The 22,020-nt window shown below is 62.3% G+C and carries 17 protein-coding genes; 9 read left to right on the top strand and 8 right to left on the bottom strand.

Annotated features, from left to right (window positions below; translation table 11 throughout):
* Nucleotides 1-11: 11 nt before the first annotated feature.
* Entirely contained in the window at nt 12-1,214 is a 1,203-nt protein-coding gene (locus NKH67_RS15865; RefSeq protein WP_352501348.1) for an ROK family transcriptional regulator, read from the bottom strand.
* Nucleotides 1,215-1,457: 243 nt separating this feature from the next.
* On the opposite strand from NKH67_RS15865, the gene NKH67_RS15860 reads away from it, so the two are divergent.
* The 7 genes from NKH67_RS15860 (at nt 1,458) to NKH67_RS15830 (ending at nt 10,388) form a co-directional block, all read left to right on the top strand.
* On the top strand, nt 1,458-2,729 hold the full coding sequence (locus NKH67_RS15860; protein ID WP_352501347.1) for an ABC transporter substrate-binding protein: 1,272 nt from the start codon (nt 1,458-1,460) through the stop codon (nt 2,727-2,729).
* Between the two features lie 73 nt (nt 2,730-2,802).
* The gene (locus NKH67_RS15855; protein ID WP_023677182.1) at nt 2,803-3,687 is read left to right on the top strand and encodes a carbohydrate ABC transporter permease; all 885 of its coding nucleotides are present in this window, start codon (nt 2,803-2,805) and stop codon (nt 3,685-3,687) included.
* A complete protein-coding gene (locus NKH67_RS15850; RefSeq protein ID WP_352501346.1) occupies nt 3,687-4,538 on the top strand; it encodes a carbohydrate ABC transporter permease in 852 nt (283 codons plus the stop codon). The genes NKH67_RS15855 and NKH67_RS15850 overlap by 1 nt, the downstream gene beginning before the upstream one ends.
* 61 nt (nt 4,539-4,599) lie before the next feature.
* Entirely contained in the window at nt 4,600-5,739 is a 1,140-nt protein-coding gene (locus NKH67_RS15845; RefSeq protein WP_352473208.1) for an ABC transporter ATP-binding protein, read from the top strand.
* Nucleotides 5,740-5,757: 18 nt separating this feature from the next.
* Nucleotides 5,758-7,899 carry a beta-galactosidase gene (locus NKH67_RS15840; RefSeq protein ID WP_352501345.1) on the top strand — a complete coding sequence of 714 codons (2,142 nt, stop codon included), beginning with the start codon at nt 5,758-5,760 and terminating at the stop codon, nt 7,897-7,899.
* A 223-nt stretch (nt 7,900-8,122) separates the two neighbouring features.
* The gene (locus NKH67_RS15835; RefSeq protein WP_352501438.1) at nt 8,123-9,364 is read left to right on the top strand and encodes an acyl-CoA dehydrogenase family protein; all 1,242 of its coding nucleotides are present in this window, start codon (nt 8,123-8,125) and stop codon (nt 9,362-9,364) included.
* 7 nt (nt 9,365-9,371) lie between these two features.
* A complete protein-coding gene (locus NKH67_RS15830) occupies nt 9,372-10,388 on the top strand; it encodes a phosphotransferase family protein (RefSeq protein WP_352501437.1) in 1,017 nt (338 codons plus the stop codon).
* 46 nt (nt 10,389-10,434) lie between these two features.
* Here NKH67_RS15830 and ftsZ read toward each other — a convergent pair whose 3' ends face one another.
* Nucleotides 10,435-11,442, bottom strand: coding sequence for a cell division protein FtsZ (gene ftsZ, locus NKH67_RS15825; RefSeq protein ID WP_353031258.1), 1,008 nt, complete (start codon nt 11,440-11,442; stop codon nt 10,435-10,437).
* A gap of 222 nt (nt 11,443-11,664) precedes the next feature.
* Nucleotides 11,665-12,783, bottom strand: coding sequence for an NAD(P)/FAD-dependent oxidoreductase (locus tag NKH67_RS15820; protein WP_352501344.1), 1,119 nt, complete (start codon nt 12,781-12,783; stop codon nt 11,665-11,667).
* Nucleotides 12,784-12,949: 166 nt separating this feature from the next.
* Here NKH67_RS15820 and NKH67_RS15815 point away from each other — a divergent pair, with 166 nt between their 5' ends.
* Nucleotides 12,950-14,326 (top strand): aspartate aminotransferase family protein, encoded by a 1,377-nt coding sequence (locus tag NKH67_RS15815; RefSeq protein WP_352501343.1) that lies wholly within the window; start codon nt 12,950-12,952, stop codon nt 14,324-14,326.
* An 88-nt stretch (nt 14,327-14,414) separates the two neighbouring features.
* On the opposite strand, the gene NKH67_RS15810 is transcribed toward NKH67_RS15815, so the two are convergent.
* The 5 genes from NKH67_RS15810 to NKH67_RS15790 all read right to left on the bottom strand — a co-directional run bounded on the left by NKH67_RS15810 (nt 14,415) and on the right by NKH67_RS15790 (nt 20,430).
* Nucleotides 14,415-15,527, bottom strand: a complete 1,113-nt coding sequence (locus tag NKH67_RS15810; RefSeq protein ID WP_352501342.1) for a nucleotidyltransferase family protein — start codon at nt 15,525-15,527, stop codon at nt 14,415-14,417.
* A 271-nt stretch (nt 15,528-15,798) separates the two neighbouring features.
* Complete coding sequence (locus tag NKH67_RS15805; protein WP_352501341.1) at nt 15,799-16,893, bottom strand: alcohol dehydrogenase family protein; 1,095 nt, start codon at nt 16,891-16,893, stop codon at nt 15,799-15,801.
* A gap of 9 nt (nt 16,894-16,902) precedes the next feature.
* Nucleotides 16,903-18,282: an aspartate aminotransferase family protein gene (locus tag NKH67_RS15800; RefSeq protein ID WP_352501340.1), complete on the bottom strand. Its 1,380-nt coding sequence runs from the start codon at nt 18,280-18,282 to the stop codon at nt 16,903-16,905.
* A 35-nt stretch (nt 18,283-18,317) separates the two neighbouring features.
* On the bottom strand, nt 18,318-19,811 hold the full coding sequence (locus NKH67_RS15795) for an NAD-dependent succinate-semialdehyde dehydrogenase (protein WP_352501436.1): 1,494 nt from the start codon (nt 19,809-19,811) through the stop codon (nt 18,318-18,320).
* Nucleotides 19,812-19,938: 127 nt separating this feature from the next.
* A complete protein-coding gene (locus NKH67_RS15790; protein WP_352501339.1) occupies nt 19,939-20,430 on the bottom strand; it encodes an Lrp/AsnC family transcriptional regulator in 492 nt (163 codons plus the stop codon).
* An 82-nt stretch (nt 20,431-20,512) separates the two neighbouring features.
* Between NKH67_RS15790 and ehuR the strand changes: the two genes are divergently transcribed.
* The gene (gene ehuR / locus NKH67_RS15785) at nt 20,513-21,898 is read left to right on the top strand and encodes a MocR-like ectoine utilization transcription factor EhuR (RefSeq protein WP_352501338.1); all 1,386 of its coding nucleotides are present in this window, start codon (nt 20,513-20,515) and stop codon (nt 21,896-21,898) included.
* The last annotated feature ends 122 nt before the right edge of the window (nt 21,899-22,020 follow it).

The following is a 22,020-nucleotide window of genomic DNA, read 5'->3' as shown; positions in this document are numbered from 1 at the left end:
ATTTCACTCGCCTATGCCGACCATAGGGCCGGCTTTGAAAGCGGAGCGGCGTTGCCGGCAGATGTTTCGAAATCAAAGAGCTTCTGCGTCACGAGTGCAGCCGCCCCTCTTGCCCAGGAATTGTCCTCCCAGTCCAGCAGCATTGGTGGTGCCGCGCGAAAGGTATTTTTCCCAAGCGTCAGCCGCATTGGGCCAAACAGCGCATCGCCAAACGACACGGCTTCACCACCGACGACAATGACCTCCGGGTCGGTGATGTTGACAAGATTGGCGAGATGCCGGCCGATGCCATGTCCCGCTTCCTCGAGAATGGCGACGGCTCGCGGTTCGCGGTCTGCCAAGGCTGCCATAAGGCTGACTTTGCTATCCGTTTCGTTGTGCCCCGTGGCTTCGCGCCAGGTGCGCAGGATCGCCGGCTCGGCGTAATAGGCCATCAAGCAGCCGCGCTTTCCGCACTCGCAAAGGCGGCCGTTCTCCTCATATGAGGTGTGGCCGAACTTGCCGGCGGCACCGTTCGCGCCGCGATAGAGTTTGCCATCGAAGACGAGCGCGCAGCCGATTCCGACGCCGATCGCCAGCACAGCCATATTGCGGTGCTGGCGTCCCAGGCCGAAGAGTTGCTGGGCAATGGCATAGGCATTGGTGTCGTCCTCAAGCCACACGGGGACGTCTACCAGTTCGGCCAGCATCGGGCCAAGGGGAACGTTGTCCCAGTTGTAGCGATTGCTGCGGATACACACAGCCTTCTGGTTGTCTATGACGCCAGGCATTGAAATGCCGATCCCGGCAAGCTTGGCAGCGGGCCGATCGATAATGGAAATCAGCTCCGGTACCGCCTTGGCCAAGGTCGCTATGATGTGGTCGGGATCGCTGTCCGAGAGCTTGACGCGCAGAGAGCCCAGCGGATTGGTCGCAAGATCGGTGACCACGCATTCGACCGATCCGACCATCAGCTTGAAACCTATGGCAAGGCCGTTGGCATAGTTGATATCCACCGGGATAGGGCGGCGCCCAGCCGAGCCCACGACTGTCTTGCCTTCGATCAGCAGGCCATCCTCGATGAGGTCGGCCACGACGAAGGTGACCGCTGCCGGACTAAGGCCGGTAACTGACGCTATGTCGGCCCGGCTGCGTGCTCCTTCCTGCCGCAAGAGATTGAGGATCAGTCTGCGGTTCATCGCCCGAGTCGTGCTCGGGTCACCCTTGAGCTTCACGGATCCGCTTTCTTAATTTTGTAAATTAATTATTGCCTCTCGAGAAAACATATGCATAAGTTTGCCCGACTGTTCAACACCCGAACCGGGGGTCAGCGAAATTAATCCGGTTAGCAATGTCACCGCGCTCTGAAGGAGCGGGCAAGCATTCTCTCTTGCCCGGGAGGTGAGCCGTGCCGTTGAGAAGAACAACCGCGCCGGCCGGTGTGCCAGTAGAGAATTGACAACACGGGAGGAGTAACAATGACGTTCAAGTGGATTGAAAAGCCGTCGACGCGGCGCAATTTCCTGAAGGGAGCTGGGGGCATTTCTGCTGGAGCCCTCGCGGGCTTCCCGATGCCGGCACTCAGCCAGTCGAGCGAAGTCACCATCATTTCAGACGAAAACAATGCCGATGCCCTGCGGATCTTGCGGCGCATCGCGGCCGACTTCGAGAAGCAGTCCGGCACCAAGGTTGTGATCAACAATATGGATCACGAGGCCCACAAGACCGCGATCCGCAACTACCTTGTCGCCGGCGCGCCGGATGTCTGCTTCTGGTTCTCCGGAAACCGCATGCGCGCCTTCGTCACCCGCGGCCTGTTCGACGACATTTCGGATCTGTTCGAGAAGGAAAAGTACAAGGACGTGCTGGGTGCCACGACCGGTGCCGTCACTGTCGACGGCAAGCAGTATGGCCTGCCGACTGGCGGCACGATGTGGGGCATGTTCTATCGCAAGGACGTCTTTGCCGAGCACGGACTGACGGTGCCGGCGACCTGGGACGAATTCCTTGCTTACGGCCAGAAGTCCAAGGCTGCCGGCCTTATTCCCGTCAGCATCGGCACCAAGGAACTCTGGCCGGCGGCCGGATGGTTCGACCAGATGAACCTGCGGATCAACGGTCTCGACAAGCACTTTGCCTTGATGAATGGCAAGATGGCCTACACCGACCCGGCGCTGACGCCCGTTTTCGACCACTGGGAAGAGCTGATCAAGCAGGGTTTCTTCACACCGGATCAGACGTCGTTCGGCTGGCAGGAGGCCGGCGCCTTCCTCGCCCAGAAGAAGGCCGGCATGATGAACCTCGGTGCCTTCGTGAAAGCTACTTTCCCTGAGCAGGATCTCGAGCAGCTGACATTCGCCCCTTTCCCGAAGATTGACGGCGCCCTCGACCGCTACGAAGAATTCTCGGTCAATTCGGTCCACATCCCGGCCAACGCCAAGAACAAGGCGGGTGCCCGCGAGTTCCTTGCGTTCTTCTACCAGCCGGAAAATTTCGGCCCCTATCTGGAACCCGGCGGCAACGTTCCGCCGCGCAACGACCTTCCGGCCAGCAAGGACCCGCTGGTCAACGTGGCTGTGGAAAGCCTGAAGACGGTGGCCGGCACGTCGCAATATTACGACCGTGACACCGATCCCGACATGGCCCAGGCGGGTTTGGTCGGCTTCCAGGAATTCATGGCCAAGCCGGACCGCCGGGATGCCATTCTTCAGCGTCTCGAGGGAACTCGTCGCCGGATCTTCAAGATCTAGCGCCTCCCAGCGGAGGGGAGCGGGGTTCGTGCCCCCGTTCCCCGATGCTTTCCCTGAATGAGGTCCCCCAAAAATGACGAAGCTTTGGCGCCGCCATCGCTGGTGGCTGACACCGACACTTCTGATCCTGCCAGCCGCTGTGCTGTTTTCCGTCGTCATTCTGGCCTCTGCGGTCGAGAGCCTATGGATCAGCCTGCACGAATGGGACGGCTTCAGCCCGATGGTCTGGATCGGCCTCGGCAACTACCGCGAACTGTTCGCCGACCCGCAGTTCTATGTTTCGCTGAAGAACAATCTGATCTGGTTGGTGATGTTCATGCTGGCGCCGCCGCTCGGCCTCGCCATCGCGCTGCTCGTCAACCAGAAAATCCGCGGCATGCGCCTGCTCAAATCGCTGTTCTTCATTCCGCTGGTGCTGGCTTCGGTTGCCGTCGGCGTTGTCTTCACCTGGGTCTATACGCCGGAATTCGGACTTCTCGCCCTGATCTTCCGCACCTTCGGCGCGACCGCCCCGGCAGTGCTGTCGGATGAAAACTTCGTCACCTTCGCCGTCGTGATCGCAGCGTTGTGGCCGCAGATCGCCTTCTGCATGGTGCTCTATCTCGCCGGCCTCAACAATCTCAGCGAGGACCTGATCGGCGCCGGGCGGGTCGACGGCGCCAGGGGCTGGAACATGCTGCGCCACATCGTGTTGCCGCAGCTGACGCAGGTCACCTTTATCGCCATCGCCGTCACTGTCGTCGGCGCACTGCGTTCCTTCGACATGGTCTCGGTGATGACCAGCGGCGGCCCCTTCGGTTCGTCCGAGGTGCTTGCCTATCAGATGTTCGAGCAGTCCATATTTTCCTACCGCTTCGGCTATGGCGCGGCCATTGCCTCGGTGCTGTTCGTGATCATGGCGGTCTTCATCGCCTGGTACCTGACGCGGATGATCCGCGCCGATGAAAGAGGCGGCTGATGTTTCCCCGCCCGATTCCCGAGACTGCTATTTGGCAGCGTGGCCTCTATGTCGTGCTGGTGGTCGGCATCCTGATTGTCTGGCTGGCGCCGCTCTTTGCCATCGTTCTTACCTCGTTCCGCTCTACGCAGGATGTCATGGGCGGCAATCTGTGGGGCTGGCCGACCCAATTCGGCCTGGTCGACAACTACACGGCGGTCTTCACCCAGACGCCGATGGCACGCTACTTCCTCAACAGCCTGACGATCACAATCCCCTCGGTGATGGGCGTTCTCATCTTGAGCACGCTCGCTGGGTTCGTGCTCGCCCGTTACCGGTTTCGCGGCAATATGCTCGTCTTCGCCCTGTTCGTCGGCGGAAACTTCCTGCCGCACCAGATCATGATGATCCCGGTGCGCGATCTCATGGTGCGGCTCAACCTCTACGACACGATGGCGGCCCTGATCATCTTCCACATCGCCTTCCAGACCGGGTTTGCGACACTGTTCATGCGCAACTTCATCGCCGCCTTGCCGGGAGAACTGTTTCAGGCCGCCAGGGCCGAGGGCGCGACGCCGTTTCAGACATTGGTACATGTCGTGGTCCCATTGGTGCGGCCGGCTCTCGCGGCGCTGGCCATCCTGCTCTTCACCTTTATCTGGAACGATTATTTTTGGGCGGTCGTGCTCACCATCAGCGATACCGTCAAACCGGTAACCGCCGGCCTCGCCAACCTGCGCGGCGAATGGGTTTCGGCCTGGAACCTGATCTCGGCTGGCACCATCGTCGTGGCTTTGCCGCCGGTTGCCATGTTCTTCCTAATGCAGAAGCACTTCATCACCGGCCTCACCATGGGAGCGGTCAAGGGATGAGCGACCATGACTTCAAGGCGTCGCCCACCCGATCCGAAACTGATTTCGCAAGCAGGGCTCCATGACCAGTCTTGAACTCCGGCAGATACAAAAGAATTATGGCAGCTACCACGCGCTGCGCGGCATCGATCTCAGCGTCGAACAGGGCGAGTTCATTGTCACCGTCGGGCCGTCCGGCTGTGGCAAGTCAACGCTGTTGAAGATCATCGCCGGGCTTGAAACCGTCTCGACCGGTAAGATTCTGATCAACGGCCGTGATGTCACCACCACCGAGCCGGGTGAGCGCGGCATTGCCATGGTCTTCCAGTCCTATGCGCTTTACCCGCATATGACCGTCGCCGAGAACATGGGTTTCGGCCTGCGCATGGCGCATCGCCCCAAGGCCGAGATCGATGCCGCCGTGCTGCGAGCCGCCAAGATCCTTCGCATTACCGACCAGCTCGACAAGCGGCCGAAACAGCTTTCCGGCGGCCAGCGTCAGCGTGTGGCGATCGGCCGTGCGATAACCCGCTCGCCCGACGTGTTCCTGTTCGACGAACCATTGTCCAACCTCGACGCAGCGCTGCGCACGCAGATGCGCGTCGAGCTTTCCGATCTGCACGCCAGGCTCGGCGCCACCATGGTCTATGTCACGCACGACCAGACCGAGGCGATGACAATGGCGAGCCGTATCGTCGTGCTCAATCGCGGCTCGGTCGAGCAGGTGGGCGCTCCGCTCGAACTCTATCGCAATCCGGCCAACCTTTTCGTCGCGGGCTTCCTCGGCGCACCCCGGATGAATTTTTTCGAAGTGACCGTCGCCGCTGTCTCCGGCGGCGCCGCCACGCTGTCGACCGCCGGTCTTTCTCCTTTGACTGTCGAACTGACGGAAGCGGCATCCGTACAGGTCGGCGATAGGGTGACGATGGGGATTCGGCCGGAGAGCATCAGCTTGGCCGCGGAAGGGACAGCGAGTTTTGCAGGACGGGTGCGGCTGGTCGAGCATCTCGGCCGCGAGACCATCCTCTATGCCGACGCCGGCCCGCTGCAATGCGTCAGTTCTGAAAGCGGCAGCGGCAACGTCACCGTCCAGATCGGCCATGCGAGTGCCGTCGCTGCCGATGCGACCGTCGGCTTCAAGGTCGAGCCGCGTGACGTCTATCTCTTTTCCTCTGTCGATGAGCGGACAATCAGTGCCCGCAAATCCACCATCACCGACTGATCTGCAGGAGTATCCTTCGTGAACAAGACTTCAAGAGGCCGCGCCCTGTCGGTCTGGCGCACGATCCAGACCGACCGCTTTCTGGTCGGCGCGCCGCACTACCCCGAACATGTGGACGAGAGTTACTGGGACAACGACGCCCGGCGCATGGCCGAGGCCGGCTTCAACGTCGCCCGCCTCGGCGAATTCGCCTGGCACATTTTCGAACCGCGTGAAGGCACCTTCGATTTCGACCTGTTCGACCGGGCAATCGAGGGCCTCGCGCGTCACGGCGTCAACACGATCCTGTGCACGCCGACCGCCACCCCGCCGCGCTGGCTGACCGCAAAGCATCCGGAAATCCTGCGGCTTGATGGAAATGGCCGGTCGATGGGCCACGGCTCGCGCCAGTATGCCGACACCAGCAGCCCGGTGTTTCGCGACTATAGCCGCAAGATTACCAGGGCGATGGTGGACCACTACCGCGACAACGCAAATGTCATTGGCTGGCAGACCGACAACGAACTCAACACCAGCATGCCGGAATCCTACTCGCCGTCGGCATTGAAGGAATTCCAGGCTTATCTCCAGGAAACCTACCAGACGATAGACAGGCTGAATTTCGCCTGGGGTGGCGACTTCTGGGCGACGGCTTACGGCGATTTCAGCGAAATTGTCTTCCCGCTGGAATTCTCACCGTCCTTTCCCGGTCCCGGTCACCTCCAGGACTACCACCGTTTTCTCGCCTTTTCGACAGCACGGTTCCAGCACGACCAGGTCGAGATCCTGAGAAAAGCGAATGCCAGTTGGTTCATCTTCCACAATCTCGGCGGATTGCGTGACATCGACTTTCGCGGCCAATTCTCCACCGATCTCGACTTCGTCGGCTACGACATCTATCCGTTCCTCTATGACGAGTTCTTTCGCCTCGGCAATCACGCCAAGATCCAGGCGCTGCATCTCGACATCTGCAGGGGATTTTCCGGCAACTACATAGTGCCGGAACAACAGTCGGGCTTTGGCGCCCAGCCGGGCTTCTGCACGCTGACGCCGGAGCCGGGCGAAATGCGACGTATGGCGATGTCGTCGGTTGCGCGTGGCGCCGATGGTATCATGTTCTTCCGCTGGCGCCCCGCGCATTTCGGTGCGGAGATATACTGGATGGGCATCATCGACCACGATGATGTCGCTCGCCGCCGCTATGACGAAGCCAGGCAGTTCGCCACCGAGATGACCGCGCTTAAAGACAAGATCCTAGGCACCCATGTGCGGATGGATGTCGGCATCGCCGGCTCGGACTTCGACAATCAGGAAGCCCACAAGACCTTCCCCATCGGCCTGCCAAGTCCGCAGGATGATGCAACCTTGCTGCATCAGTATTGCTATGACCGCGGCATCGCCTGCGGCTTCATCCACCCGGAAGACGATCTGTCGAAGCTCAAGGTGTTCTACGTGCCGCATTGGGTGATCTGGAAGGACAGCTGGACCGAGCGGCTGCAAGTCTTTGCCGAAAATGGCGGTACCGTCATCATCGGCGCGCGCACGGGAACCCGCGACGAAAACAACCACGTCATCCGCGAGACAGCGCCGGGCCATTCGCTGTCGAAGCTGACCGGCGTTCGCGTCGAGGATTTCGGGCGGCTGGCGGCACCTGGGGCCAATGGCCTGTTCAATACCATGTCGCGCTCCGGCGGGCTCGTCATTCCTCCCGACAGACCGGCCGAATCCAGCCGCCGTATCCGTCGTTTCACCGTCGGAAACCACGAGTTCGATGCCGGTTATTTCTATGAGAACCTCGCAGTCGAACCGGAAGTCGAAATTGTAGGGGTTTGGTCGAACCGCTACGCGGCAGGAACGCCTGCTATTACCTCCCGCGCCGTCGGCAAGGGCCGTGTGCTCTATGTCGGCACTTATCTAACCCCGGAGCTGACAGCTCAACTCGCTAAGCGCACTTTCGTGGATGCGAATGTGGAGCCTCTGGTTCCGGATCTGCCGGACGGCGTCGAGGTCACAATGCGCGAGAATGACGAACGCCGGCTGTTGTTCGTGCAAAACGTCAAAGACACGCCCGTTACGGTAACCGGCGTTCCCTTCGGCAGCAACCTGCTCGATAGCGAAGGACCTGTCTCCGGAGTGTTGACGCTGGACGGCTATGGCTGCGCTGTCCTCGAATTGATCTGAGCATTGTCGCGGACGTTAGCGATACGAAACCTGAGCACTCTTTGATCCTGGAATTCGACCGGCATCGGCAGCACGCCGGCATCGATCCATATCGAACCGGCGCTTTGACGTGCGCAAGGAACGGCCGGCGAACTGCTGTTGCTCCCATTCAACGACGGCAGTTACACTACCGGCGCGACCATCGGAGCCGATGGCGGCATCTCGTTTCATCCTTGTGAGCGCCATGAATTTCGACATTTCCGTCCGAACCGAGGCCTTCCGCAGCCGGATCGCCGATTTCGTCGAGCGCGAAATCCTGCCGCTCGAGGCTGACAAGGCTTGCTATGACGGCCATGGCAATATTGCGCTGCCGCTGCTTGAAACGCTACGCGGCAAGGCGAAAGCAGCCGGCCTGTGGTGCCTGCAGCTCAAACCCGAGACCGGCGGGGCCGGCCTTTCCAAGGTGGATATGGCCGTCTGCTATGAAGAGATGAACCGCTCGATCTTCGGTCCGGTCGTGTTCAATTCCGCGGCCCCCGACGATGGCAATATGATGATGCTGGAACGGTTGGGAACGCCTGAGCAGAAGCAAAGATGGCTGAAACCGATCGTCGAGGGCAAGGTGCGCTCGGCCTTTGCAATGACGGAACCGCACCCGGGCGGCGGCTCCGACCCGTCGATGATCATGACCAGAGCCGAACGGCGTGGCGACAGATATGTCGTCACAGGCCGCAAATGGTTCATCACCGGCGCGCAAGAGGCGAGCCACTTCATTCTCATTGCGCGCACTTCGGACGATCCGCGTCACGGCCTTTCGGCCTTGCTGTTCCACAAGGACCAGCCGGGCTGGCGGATCGTGCGGCGCATCGAAATCATGGGACCGGAAGAACATGGCGGCCATTGCGAGCTGGAGTTCGATGGCCTGGAAGTCCCGGTCGAGGACGTGCTTGCCGGCGAAGGCAGCGGCCTCCGGGTTACCCAGGTCCGGCTCGGTCCGGCGCGGCTCACCCATTGCATGCGCTGGCTCGGTCTTGCCAAGCGCTGCATCGAGATCGCGCGCGCCTATGCCGCCGAGCGTAGCGGTTTCGGGCAGCTTTTGGCCGACCGTGAGAGTATCCAGCTGATGCTCGGCGACCTTGCCATGCGCATCGAGATCGGGCGGCTGCTGGTGATGAAGGCGGCCTGGGAGCTCGATCGCGGTGGCTTTGCCCGCAAGGAGGTCTCCATGGCCAAGATCCAGGTCGCCAACGTGCTGCATGACGCCGCCGACGTGGCGATCCAGATCAACGGCGCCCGCGGCTATTCGAAAGACACTGTACTCGAATGGATTTACCGCTACGCCCGCCAGGCTCGCCTGGTCGACGGCGCCGACGAGGTCCACAAGATGGTGCTCAACCGCTTTCTCAACGAGGAAGGTGCGGGCTTCTGGCGCTGGCATGTCGAAGCCGGCAGACAAGACGAAACAGGTCGCGGCGGGAACCGCTGAGCCGGCAATGAGGATGGATTTCGATCCGGTACGCCTGGAGGATTTTCTGAGAGCGCATTTTGGCGATGGCCAAATGTCGCTTGAGCGGATCGTCGGCGGCCAATCCAACCCGACCTATTTCGTCGACTATGGCGGCCGCCGCATGGTTCTGCGCAAGAAACCTCCGGGACCGATCCTGCGCGGCGCTCATGCGGTCGATCGCGAGTACCGGGTGATCGAGGCGCTAGCATCGACAAAGGTGCCGGTGCCGCGGCCGGTGCTCTATCACGACGGCGACGAGCCGCTCGGCACGCCGTTCTATCTGATGCAGCGGCTCGACGGCCGGGTGTTCCACGATGGCGCGTTGCCGGGACTGGCGCCGGACGAGCGGCGCGGCATCTATTTCGGCATGGCCGAGGCGCTGGCAAAGCTGCACGCAGTCCGGCCGGAAGAGGTTGGGCTCGGCGACTATGGCCGTCCCGGGAACTATTTTGAGCGACAGATCGCGCGCTGGACCAGACAGTTGCGGGAATCGCCGAGTGAGCGCATTGCCGCGCTCGAAGCCGTCGCCGAATGGCTGCCGCGACATCTTCCGCCAGATGACGGCCACGTTTCGATCGCGCATGGCGATTTCCGTCTCGGCAATCTCATCTTCCATCCCGAGCGGCCCGAGGTGATCGGCATACTCGACTGGGAGTTATCGACCCTCGGCCATCCGCTTGCTGATCTCGGCTTCTGCTCGATGCCCTGGCATTCCTCATCGGACGAATATGGCGGCATCCTCGGCCTTGATCAGGCAGCCCTCGGGATTCCGACACAGCGCGAATTCCTCGATCATTACTTCGCCCACGCCGTGCCGACGGCGCCGCTCCAGCGGTTCCATCTGGTGTTTGCCATGTTCCGCTTTGCCGTGATCTTCGTCGGCATCGCCGACCGCGTGCTGGCCGGCAGCGCGGTTGCGGCCGATGCGGCCGACGTGGCACCGCTGGCCGGCCGTTTTGCTGCACGCGCCATGGAAGTCATCGACGGCGCGCGGCCGTGGTGACGCGAGGCTGGCAATCAGCTGAGCGAACCGCACGCGATAACGCTGTTCAGTTCATGCGAACTTCCGGTTCGGCAAGCAGTGGAATCTCCAGGCCACGCCGCAAGCCGGTCGCCACGACCGATACCCTGAATTTTCCGGCGAGTGCCTTGTCGAAGATGGCGCCGACGATGATGTCGGCATCGTTGTCGACCTCCTCGCGGATGCGGGTAGCGGCTTCGTCGACCTCGAACAGCGTCATGTCCATGCCGCCCGATATCGAGACAAGGACGCCCTTGGCGCCCATCATCGAAGCTTCGTCGAGCAGCGGGTTGGCGATTGCCGCTTCCGCTGCCTTCTTGGCGCGGCCTTCTCCGGCGGCTTCGCCGGTTCCCATCATGGCGCGGCCCATGTCGCGCATCACCGACTTCACATCGGCGAAGTCGAGATTGATCAGGCCTTCCTTGACGATCAGATCGGTGATGCAGCCGACACCCGCATAGAGGACCCGGTCGGCCATGGCAAAGGCGTCGGCGAACGTGGTTCTGGCGTCGGCGATCCTGAACAGATTCTGGTTGGGAATGACGATGACGGTATCGGCGCTTTCGCGCAGGCGCTCGATGCCCTCATCGGCAGCGTACATGCGGCGCCTGCCTTCGAAGACGAATGGCTTGGTGACGACGGCAACGGTCAGTATTCCGGCTGCCCGCGCTGCCTGTGCTATAACAGGCGCGGCACCAGTGCCGGTTCCGCCTCCCATGCCGGCGGTCACGAAGCACATGTGCGTTCCAGCAAGGTGATCCATGATCTCGTCGATGGATTCCATGGCCGCGGCACGGCCGACCTCGGGCAGGGACCCGGCGCCGAGACCTTCGGTGATATGAGCGCCCAACTGGATCAGCCTCGTTGCCTTCGACATGGCAAGGGCCTGGGCATCGGTGTTGGCGACGATGAATTCCGCGCCCTGCAGGCCTTCGGCGATCATGTTGTTGACGGCGTTGCCGCCGCCGCCGCCGACCCCGACGACGGTGATCTTGGGCCTCATCTCCGAGATTACCGGCCTCGTCGCGGTGTTCATTGCCGTTCTCCCTGGATACGCCGAGTGGTCGCTGGAAGCTTGTCCCGGGCGCACTGCGAAAACTCTGAACCGGGCAGTGCGAATCAGGACAGCCCCAGAATGCAGGGAATCAGAGCGCGGAGCGGGCTGCAAGTGCGCGATGTGCCTCATAGGCGACTTGCGTCTGAAAGTTCACGCAATGCGCCTTGATACAGTGCAGATCGCGGCGCGGGGCGCCGCACGCTACAACTTCGGCGCGAGGCACTGCGCGACGTGGTCGGCAATCGTCAGGCAGGAGGTCAGGCCGGGGCTTTCGATGCCGAACAGGTTGACCAGGCTATCCACGCCGTGCACCGCCACGTCCTGGACGACGAAGTCGGCATTGGCCTCACCGGGACCGGACAGTTTTGGCCGGATGCCGCTGTAAGCGGGTTGCAGGCTGCCATCGGCCAGGTCCGGCCAGTATTTGCGGATCTCGCTGTAGAAGCGCTCGCCACGAGCCGGGTCGACGCGGTAGTCGAGTTGATCGGTCCATTCGACGTCCGGCCCGAAGCGGGCGACGCCATCAAGGTCGAGTGTCAGATGAACACCGAGCCCGCCGGGTTCGGGCACCGGATAGACCAATCGCGAGAACGGCGCCCGTCCGGCCACCGAAAAATAATTGCCCTTGGCATAATGGAGCTTTGGCACCAATTGCTGATTGAGCCCTTCAAGCGAACCGGCAAGTGCTGAGGCGCCAAGCCCGGCGGCATTGACGAAACGCGGAGTGGCGATCTCGAAGCGCTCGCCGCCGGCAGCGTCCACCGTCTCGAGCACGACGCGGCCTGCTTCGATGCGGCCGGAGGCGATGCGCGTGTTGAGACTAAGTGCCGCCCCGTGCTCCTCGGCGTCGCCCAACAGGGCGAGCATCAGGGCATGGCTGTCGATGATGCCGGTGGCGGGCGACAGCAGCGCCGCCGTGCACTTAAGGCTGGGCTCCAGCGTATGCGCCTCGGCTTCGCTCAAGCGCAACAGGTCGCCGGCGCCGCAAGCGCGTGCATTGGCCCGGATTGAGGCGAGCACCGGCTCCTGTTCGGCACTTGTGGCAACGATGAGCTTGCCGCAGCGCGCGTGTGGGACCGCCCGCTCCTCGCAATAGCGATAGAGTCTTTCCCGGCCGGCCACGCAGAACTGGGCTTTCAGCGATCCAACCGGATAGTGGAGGCCGGCATGGATGACCTCGGAATTGCGCGAGCTTGTCCCGGTGCCGATAGCGTTCTCGGCTTCCAGGACCAGCGTATCGATGCCGCGCTGCGCCATCTCTCGCGTGATCGCCAGGCCAACAACGCCGGCGCCAGCGACAATGCAGTCGACATGGTCCACGGTTAGGTCAAGCCGAAGTTCTGCATGCGTCCATCCATCCGCTGGCCCTGCCGAAAGCGCTTGACACTATACCGTTCGAGAAAGATGCATCAAACGGCATAACGCACGGGGACCTGCCGAGCCGGACCGGCGGCAGGATTGTTCCGCGTCAGCATCAGGAGCCGTCATGGACGCACGACCGAATTCACCCGAAGCCCGCGACATAAGCTTTCACATGCATGGCTATACGAATGCGCGCAAGCATCAGGAGTCGGGGCCGCTCGTCATCGAGAAGGGCGACGGCATCTATGTCGAGGACCTTGCCGGCAACCGCTATATCGAGGCGATGGCGGGGCTCTGGAGCGTCGCGGTCGGCTTTTCGGAGAAGCGGCTGGTCGATGCGGCAGTACGGCAAATGTCGAAGCTGCCTTACTATCACGATTTCGGCTCCAAATCGCATTCGCCGCTGATCGATCTCGCCGAGAGACTGGTGCAGATGGCGCCGGTGCCGATGAGCAAGGCGTATTTCACCAATTCCGGCTCCGAGGCCAACGATACGGCCATGAAGATGATCTGGTACCGGTCGAATGCGCTCGGCCAGCCGGCGCGCAAGAAGATCATCAGCCGCAAGAAGGGCTATCACGGCGTCACCATCGCCTCGGCAAGCCTGACCGGACTGCCCAACAACCACACTTCCTTTGACCTGCCGATTGCCAATGTGCTGTATACCTCGACGCCGCACCATTGGCGCGAGGCGCTGCCGGGTGAAAGCGAGGAGCTGTTTTCGACGCGGCTTGCCGACGAACTGGAAAAGCTGATCCTCGCCGAAGGACCGGAAACCATCGCCGCCTTTTTCGGCGAACCGATCATGGGCGCCGGCGGCGTCATCGTACCGCCGGCGGGCTACTGGGAGAAGATACAGGCGGTCCTGTCGAGATACGACATCCTGCTCATCGCCGACGAGGTGATCTGCGGCTTTGGCCGAACTGGTGAGATGTTCGGCTCGCAGACCTTCGGCATCAGGCCCGACATCATGGTGTTATCGAAACAGATCTCTTCGTCCTACCTGCCGATCTCAGCCCTGCTGATCAATGACAAGGTATTCGAGCCGATCGCCGACGAAAGCAACCGTATCGGCACCTTCGGCCACGGTTTCACCGGCGGCGGCCATCCTGTTGCGGCAGCGGTCGCGCTCGAGAACCTGAAGCTGATCGAGGAGCGCGACCTTGTCGGCAATGCGCGTGCGGTCGGCGCGCATATGCTGAAGCGGCTGCGCACGCTCGCTTCGCACCCGCTTGTCGGCGAGGTGCGCGGCATCGGCCTGATTTCGGCGGTCGAACTGGTCGGCGACAAGGCGAACAAGGCGCCGTGGGGGAAGACCAGTGAACTGGGCGGGCTCGTCAACGGCTTCATGCAGCAGAACGGCGTCATCTCGCGCAATATGGGCGATGCGCTGGCTTTCTGCCCGCCGCTGATCATCACCGAGCCGCAGGTCGACCAGGTGATCGACGCGTTTGAACGGTCGCTCGAGGCTGCCGCCAAGCAGATCCGATCGCAGAGCTGAATAGGCAAAGTCGATTTTTGAAACCTGAAAACAAAAACGCCTCGGCGACGGCTGGCAGAAGGTTACCCTCCACACCCGTTGCTGCCGTTTAGTCTCCGTGCTTTGTTTTCGCAGATGAGCCGCTGAATCCTTCCAGTTCCTCGCCGATTCCTGAAAGTGCGTTGACGATCGTCGCCTCGACGTCGCCACGCTGTTTCTGGGGAATCAAGCCAAGTCCTTTTTGTATCGCTTCACGCCAATGTTTCCCCCTGTCCCACGCTTCCGAAAACGCGACGGCGAGATCGTCCTGGCGACGGGTAGCTTCCAGTGCCTCGACCAGAAGTGCTGCCTGGCGGACATCCTTTTCCCGCTTGCCCACGCCGTTTGCGTTGTTCTGTCGGCGCGAGGCAACGATCAGCTTGTGAACCGCATATCGTCCGGGCGACGGTACCACGACAGGCACTCCCGATCGATGCAGCAGCACAGTTCTGATTGGTTCGTGGATCAGGAAATCGAGAAACCGAAGAGGCTGCGCGGATGCACCGCCCAAAGACGGCATCGAGGTTGCATGATCGGCGTAGTCATCGCTGCCCGTGTTCGGTGTAAGGAACTCGACCTTGTATCGGACTGCGTTCTCGAATTGCGTCGCGTGTCCGGGATCTGATCTGTAAGGGATTTCCCTGAAGGTTGGGTCGATCTCCCTCAAGATTTCGAGGATGGGCGGCAGGCTGTCCTCGACCGCGGCCGACACGGAATGGAATAGGGCGAAGTCTGCATCGCCCGTCTGCAACGCTGCACCGGGCAGCTTCACGCCCAGATAGCCCGCGTAGGACTGAAAGGCGACTGTGCCGACCAGGACGCCGCGTAAGCGGAAGATGCCAGCCTTCCCCAGCGCCTCGACGACATCCCCGGTGAACCTTTCGGGTTCTGTCAGCCCTGCCTCGCGCACGAGCGTGGATACCAGCTTCCTGCGGGCGCGGAGGTCGTCCTTGATCTGACGGAAGGATTCAACGCGTTTTGCAATCTCGGGATCGCTGTCAGGCCCGACATACCGTCGCGTCTTCGTCGGCTGCGTTTCCTCGAAATACCAGTATACCTTGCCCTTGACGGGCACCTTGACGAGATTGCCCGTCGTAGGGAAATCCGTTTCGAAGACTGCGTCCAAGGATCGCTGGACGAGTTCCGCATACATCGTGCGGTAAACGAGGTCGACCGTCTTCATGTCAGGCGGCTCCGGTTATAAGAAAAATGCGGTTCTCTTATAGCGGCATGACCTCAAGGGACGCAAGCGGGAGTTATAAGAAAATCGCGAAAACCTATAACACCGCAGGAGAGGGTCAGGAATCCTTGTTGCCGGCGTGCAGCCAAATCAGAATGGGTTTTGCTCATTCAGATAAACAAAGCCATCACGAAAACGCTGCTTGGATGTGGCGCTCGACCTCACCGCGTCCGCGAACGGCCCGAGCCTGTCATAGGCGTTTTTGGTCGACGCGCTATTTTGGCGACGCATCCGGCACGACGACCAGCTTGCCAACGAAATCCTTGGCGATGAAATCGGCCTGGGCGCGATGGAAATCGGACAGCTTGTAGACGCCGCCGACCAGCGGCCGGATCTTCTTGTCCTCGATGTAGCGCACGATGCGGCGGAAATCCGCGCGTGTGCCCTGGCTTGAGCCATGCAGTTGCAGCTGTTTCAGGTACATGGTGCGCAGATCGAGCTGCACGACCGGGCCGGCAATCGCGCCGGCCGTGGTATAGCGGCCTTCTGGCCTCAAGATGCGCAGGAGGTCGTTGAAGATCGCGCCGCCGACCAGGTCGGCGACCACATCGATTGGCCGCCCGCCGGTCGCCTCGTTCACGGCTGCCGGCAGGTCGGCCACGCCACGGGTGATCACCGCCTCGGCGCCGATGTCACGCACGGCCTGTTCCTTGCCCTTGCCGGCAACCGCATAGGGAATGGCGCCGCGTGCCCGCGCCAACTGCACGATGCCGGAGCCGACGCCGCCCGAGGCGCCGGTGACCAGCACGCGCTCACCGGCCTTCAATGCTGCGCGTTCCAGCATCTGTTCGCCGGTGAGATAGGCGCAGCAGAAAGTGGCGAGCTCGACATCGCTGAGATCGGTATCGACGACATGGGCATTCTCTGCCGGCACCGCCTGATATTCGGCATAGCCGCCGTCGCGGCCGTGGCCCATATAGTCGATGTCGGCGAGTGAATCGTCGTCGCGATTGTAGATGGAGAAATCGACCATCACCCGCTCGCCGATGCGGGTCGGCGAGACGCCGTCGCCGACGGCAATGATGTTGCCGACCGTGTCGGTGCCCTGGATGCGCGGGAAGCTCAGCGTATTGCCCCGACGACGCCAGGTCGACACAGCGGCGGCATCCTCCTCCGTTCCATAGGCGCCCTGGCGCACCCAGACGTCGGTGTTGTTCATGCCGCAAGCGGTGACCTTGACCAGCACCTCGCCCCGGGCGGGCGAGGGCACTTTCACGTCGGTGCGGTAGACGAGCTTTTCCGGTCCGCCGTGCCCGATCAGTTGCACGGCGGCCATGGTGGCGGGGAGGGTCTTGGTCATGGCATTCATGTCGGCTCTTCAGATATTTGCAAACACGCTCTTCACCGCGTCGGCCGTCCTCGACACGACGATATCGGCCTCTTGCCGCGTCAGGCAGAGCGGCGGCGCGAAACCAAGAATGTCGCCCTGCGGCATGGCCCGGCCGATGACGCCGCTTGCCGCAAGGGTGGTCGCGACCTGCGGCCCGATTTTATGCGAGGCGTCGAAGAATACGCGATCGTTCTTGTCGGCGACGAACTCGATCGCCGCCAGCATGCCGTCGCCGCGCACCTCGCCGACGTTTTTGTGGCCGCCGACGGCTTTCGTCAGCTCGGCGCGGAAATAGGCGCCGGTCTCGCCGGCGTTCCGCACCAGGTCCATCTCGTCGATCAGTTCCAGGTTGGCGACGCCGGCGGCGACGCAGATCGGATGCGCCGAATAGGTCCAGCCATGACCGAGCGAGCCGAGCTTGTCTGAACCCTGCACCAGCACCTGCCAGACCTTGTCTGACACGATGACGCCCGACAGCGGCGCATAGGCCGAGGTCAGGCCCTTGGCGATCGTGATCAGGTCAGGCTTGATGCCGTAGTGGTCGGAGCCGAACATGGTGCCCAGCCGGCCGAAGCCGGTGACGACCTCGTCAGCAACCAGAAGCACGTCGTATTTCTTCAGCACCGCCTGGATCTTCTCCCAGTAGCCGGCCGGCGGCGGCACGATGCCGCCGGTGCCGAGGATAGGCTCACCGATGAACGCGGCGACCGTCTCCGGCCCTTCGGCGAGAATCATCTCCTCGAGTTTGTCGGCACACTGTTGCGAAAACTGCTCCTCGCTCAGCGAGCGGTCGGCACGGCGGAAGTAGTAGGGCGCCTCGGTGTGCAGGACCGGCGCACGCGGCAGGTCGAAGGCGTTGTGGAACAGGTCGAGGCCGGTCAGCGATCCGGTCATGATGCCGGAGCCGTGATAACCGCGCCAGCGCGAGATGATCTTCTTCTTCTCCGGCCGGCCGAGCACGTTGTTGTAGTACCAGATCAGCTTGATGTTGGTTTCGTTGGCGTCGGAACCGGAGAGGCCGAAATAGACCCTCGACATGCCCTCGGGCGCACGGTCGATGATCATCTTGGCAAGCGTGATCGATGCCTCGGTGCCGTGCCCGACATAGGCGTGGTAATAGGCGAGGTTCTTGGCCTGCGCGGCGATGGCGTCGGCTATCTTCTGGCGGCCATAGCCGACATTGACGCAGTAGAGCCCGGCGAAGGCATCGATGCTCTTGCGACCGTTATTGTCCCAGATGGTGACGCCTTCGCCACCGGCGATCACACGCGTCGGGCTCTCGCCACGCGCATGCGTGCCCATATGGGTCGAGGGATGGAAGAAATGATCGCGATCCCAGGCGGCGAGTTCGTTTGACTGGTCGAGCATCTTTTTACTCCTGAGGAAAAGTGTCGGGCGCGGTTCTAGGCCACGTCCAGGCAGAGATATTTGAGATCGGTAAAGGCTTCGAGCCCGTGACGCGAGCCCTCCCGGCCGATGCCGGACTGCTTGACGCCGCCGAACGGGATCGGCGCGCCGGTGATCCTGACGCGATTGATGGCGACCATGCCATAGTCGAGCGCGCGGCCCATGCGCAATTGCCGGCCGCCGTTTTCAGTGACGACATAGGCGACCAGGCCGTACTCGGTGGCATTGGCGCGGGCGGCGACTTCCTCTTCGCTGTCGAAGGGCGTCACGGCCGCAACCGGACCGAAGGTCTCCTCGCGCATGATCAGGGCGTCGTCGTCAACATCGGCCAGCAGCGTCGGCTGGTAGAACAGCGGCCCGGCAGGATGGCGCTTGCCGCCGGTCAGGCAACGCACGCCTTTGGCGAGCGCATCGGCCACCTGCTCCTCGACCTTCTTGACGGCGCGTTCGTGCATCAAGGGTCCGATTTCGGTGTCGTCAGCGAGGCCATTGCCGGTCCGCAATGCCTCGACGCGTTTGGCGAAAGCAGCGCAGAACCGATCGTAGAGCGGACGCTGGACATAGATGCGGTTGGCGGCGAGGCAGTCCTGGCCGGAGGTGGCAAATTTGGCGTCGACGGCTATTCTCACCGCCTTGTCGAGATCGGCGTCGGCAAAGACGATCAGCGGCGCATGCCCGCCAAGTTCCATCACCAGACGCTTCATCGTCGGCGCACTCTGCGCGGCGATCAACCTGCCGACCTCGGTCGAGCCGGTGAAGCTCATGGCGCGAACGCGCGGGTCTTCGCACATCCGCCCGACGATGGTCGAAGCCCTGCCGGTGAGGACGTTGAACACGCCAGCCGGCAGGCCGGCGCGTTCGCCAAGCTCGGCCAGCGCCAGCGCCGACAGCGGTGTTTCCGACGAAGGATGCGCGACGATGGTGCAGCCGGCGGCAAGCGCGGCCGCCGCCTTGCGGGTCAGCATGGCCGCGGGAAAATTCCACGGCGTGACGACGCCGACGACACCAAGCGGTTCGCGTCGCACCACCATCTCGGCATTTGGCAGATGGCTGGTGACGCTTTCGGCGTTGAGACGTTTGGCCTCCTCGGCATACCATTCGACAAAAGAGGCGGCATAGTCGATCTCGCCGCGCGATTCCTTCAGCGGCTTGCCTTGTTCTAGCGTCATCAGCATGGCCAGGTCATTTTTGGCGGCGACGATCAGATCGAACCATTTTCGCAAGATTTTCGACCGTTCCTGCGGCAGCAATGCGCGCCAGGCAGGAAAGGCGCGCGATGCCGCATCGATCGCCAATGTGGTCTGCCGGGCATCGAGCGCGGCAACGAAAGCGACGGTGGATCCGGTGGCCGGATCGGTCACCTCGAAACTCTCCGCGGTCTCGCTCGCCGTCCAGTGGCCAGCGACATAGGCGAGTTCGCGCAGCAGCCGCCGGTCGGCGAGGCGATCAAGTGCTTCATGGCGGTGCGAGCGGGCAAAATGTGCGGACATCATCGGGCTCCCGGTTCGGGTCATGCCGCAAGACTATCTCTGCCGCGCAAACAGAGAGGCTGTTTGCGTGCCTGCACGTAGAGAGATTGTCTCTATTGCACCGAGCGGGCAGACGATCACTCCGATATCAGGAAAATGTCGGCAACAGATCCGCCACTGGCAGCACACTCTCCTCCTTCACCGTCTTGGTGACGATATAGGTGAAATAGCGGTCGATGCCGATCTCGCGCTCGAGCAGAGTGTCGACCAGCCGCTGATAGGCGTCGATGTCGCGCGCCATGACTTTCAGCAGGTAATCGACGCCGCCGCCGACAGACCAGCAGGCGACGATCTCGGGAATGTCGCGGATGACGCGCTCGAAACGGTCGAAATCGGCCTGGCGGTGGCTGGCAAGCGTCACCTCCATCAGCACGGTAGCGACCGGCGAGATGGCGCGCATGGCGATCCTGGCATGGTAGCCCGAGACGATGCCGGCCTTTTCCAGCTTGCGCAGCCGCATCCAGCACGGCGTCGGCGACAGGCCGACTTTCTCGGCCAGCGCCAGCTTGGTGATGCGCCCGTCGCGCTGGATGGCGTCGAGTATTTTCAGATCGATCGGATCGAGTTTCGCTGCAGCCATGATCGCCCACTTCCGGTGCCGGACACCATGACGGCGCATTATTTCGATTGTCAATTGCACTGATTTCGATCTCTAATAAGTCATGACATTTTGGCGACCAGATCCCGCTCTTATCCGGCGGCCGGCCTATCAATCGCTCGCCGACCAGTTCGCGCGCGCCATTCATGACGGGCGCCTGGCCAATGGCGCGCGCTTGCCGACGCACCGGCAACTGGCCGACGATCTGCAACTTTCCGTGCAGACGGTCAGCCGCGCCTACGAGGAATTGATCCGCCGCGGGCTGGTTTCCGGCGAGGTCGGCCGCGGCAGCTTCGTGCAGACGCAGCGCCGCGAGCCGGAGCCGCCCTATCTGCCGGAGCGGCTGGGCGAGCTCATCGACCTCTCCATCCTGAAGCCGGTCTGCGAACCGATGCATCTGGAGCGGCTGAGGCAGGCACTGGGCTGGCTCGCCGAAAACCTGCCGTCCAGCTCGGCGCTGTCGTTCAGGCCGAACATGGTGTTCCCACGCCACCGTGCGGTGGGTGTCGAGTGGCTGCGGCTCTGCGGCCTCGACGCGTCGCCGCAGAACATCAGCCTGACCAACGGCGCCACCGCCGGTATGACGGTAGCGCTGATGAGCGTAGCGCCGCCCGGTTCGACCGTCGCCACCGAGGCGATCGGTCACCACACGCTGATCCCGCTGGCGCGTTATCTCGGCTTCAACCTCGAGGGTTTGCCGATCGACGACAATGGGCTGATCCCGGAAGCGCTGGACGAGGCCTGTCGGCTGTCCGACATCCGCGCCGTGTTCGTGCAGCCCTCGGTGATCAACCCGACGGCAACGCTGATGGATGCCGCCCGGCGCGAGCAGATCGCTGCGGTGGCGCGCAGGCACGACATCGCCATTATCGAAAACGACGTGCTCGGCCCGCTGGTCGAGGACCGTCCGCCGCCGGTCGCGGCGTTTGCCCCCGAGCGCACGCTCTATGTCACCTCCTTCACCAAGATCGTGGTGCCCGGCCTGCGCATCGGCTATCTCGCCGCGCCCGATCGTTATGTCGCCGCAGTTGCCAACCGCCACCTCGTCTCGAACTGGATGGCGACGCCGCTGGTGGCCGAGATCGCCACCAAATGGGTGACCGACGGCACCGCGATGGAACTCGTTCGATGGCAGCGCCTGGCTTTGCGGCGGCGTCTGGACATCGCCGCCGAGGTGCTTGCCGGAGTGGACTATCGGGCTCATCGCGACGGGCTGCATGTCTGGCTGCGGCTGCCCGAGGATCGCGGCGAGGAAAGCTTTGTGTCCCAGGCGCGCCTGCAGGGCGTGGCGATTGCGCCCGGTACGTCGTTTCGCATTTCGCAGATGCCTTGGCATCCAGCCGTACGGATTTCGCTGGGCTCGACCACGGAGGGGGAACTGCGTGCCGGTCTCGGCGTTGTCACCAAGCTTCTGCTCGGCGATCCCGAGCATCTCCTGCTTGCGATCTAGACGGCGAACGGCGCGAAATTGTGCGGAATCCGAAATATTGTCATGATATTATTTTCTTGATTGACATGATTTGCCGCGATCCGCATCGTTAAAGGCATAGCTTCTCTAGCACGGGAAATTCA

Origin of the sequence: Mesorhizobium sp. M0968, assembly GCF_040319065.1 — a bacterium.
GTDB lineage: Bacteria > Pseudomonadota > Alphaproteobacteria > Rhizobiales > Rhizobiaceae > Mesorhizobium.
Note: the sequence above shows the minus strand (reverse complement) of the source record. Positions and strands in the feature narration are given on the sequence as shown.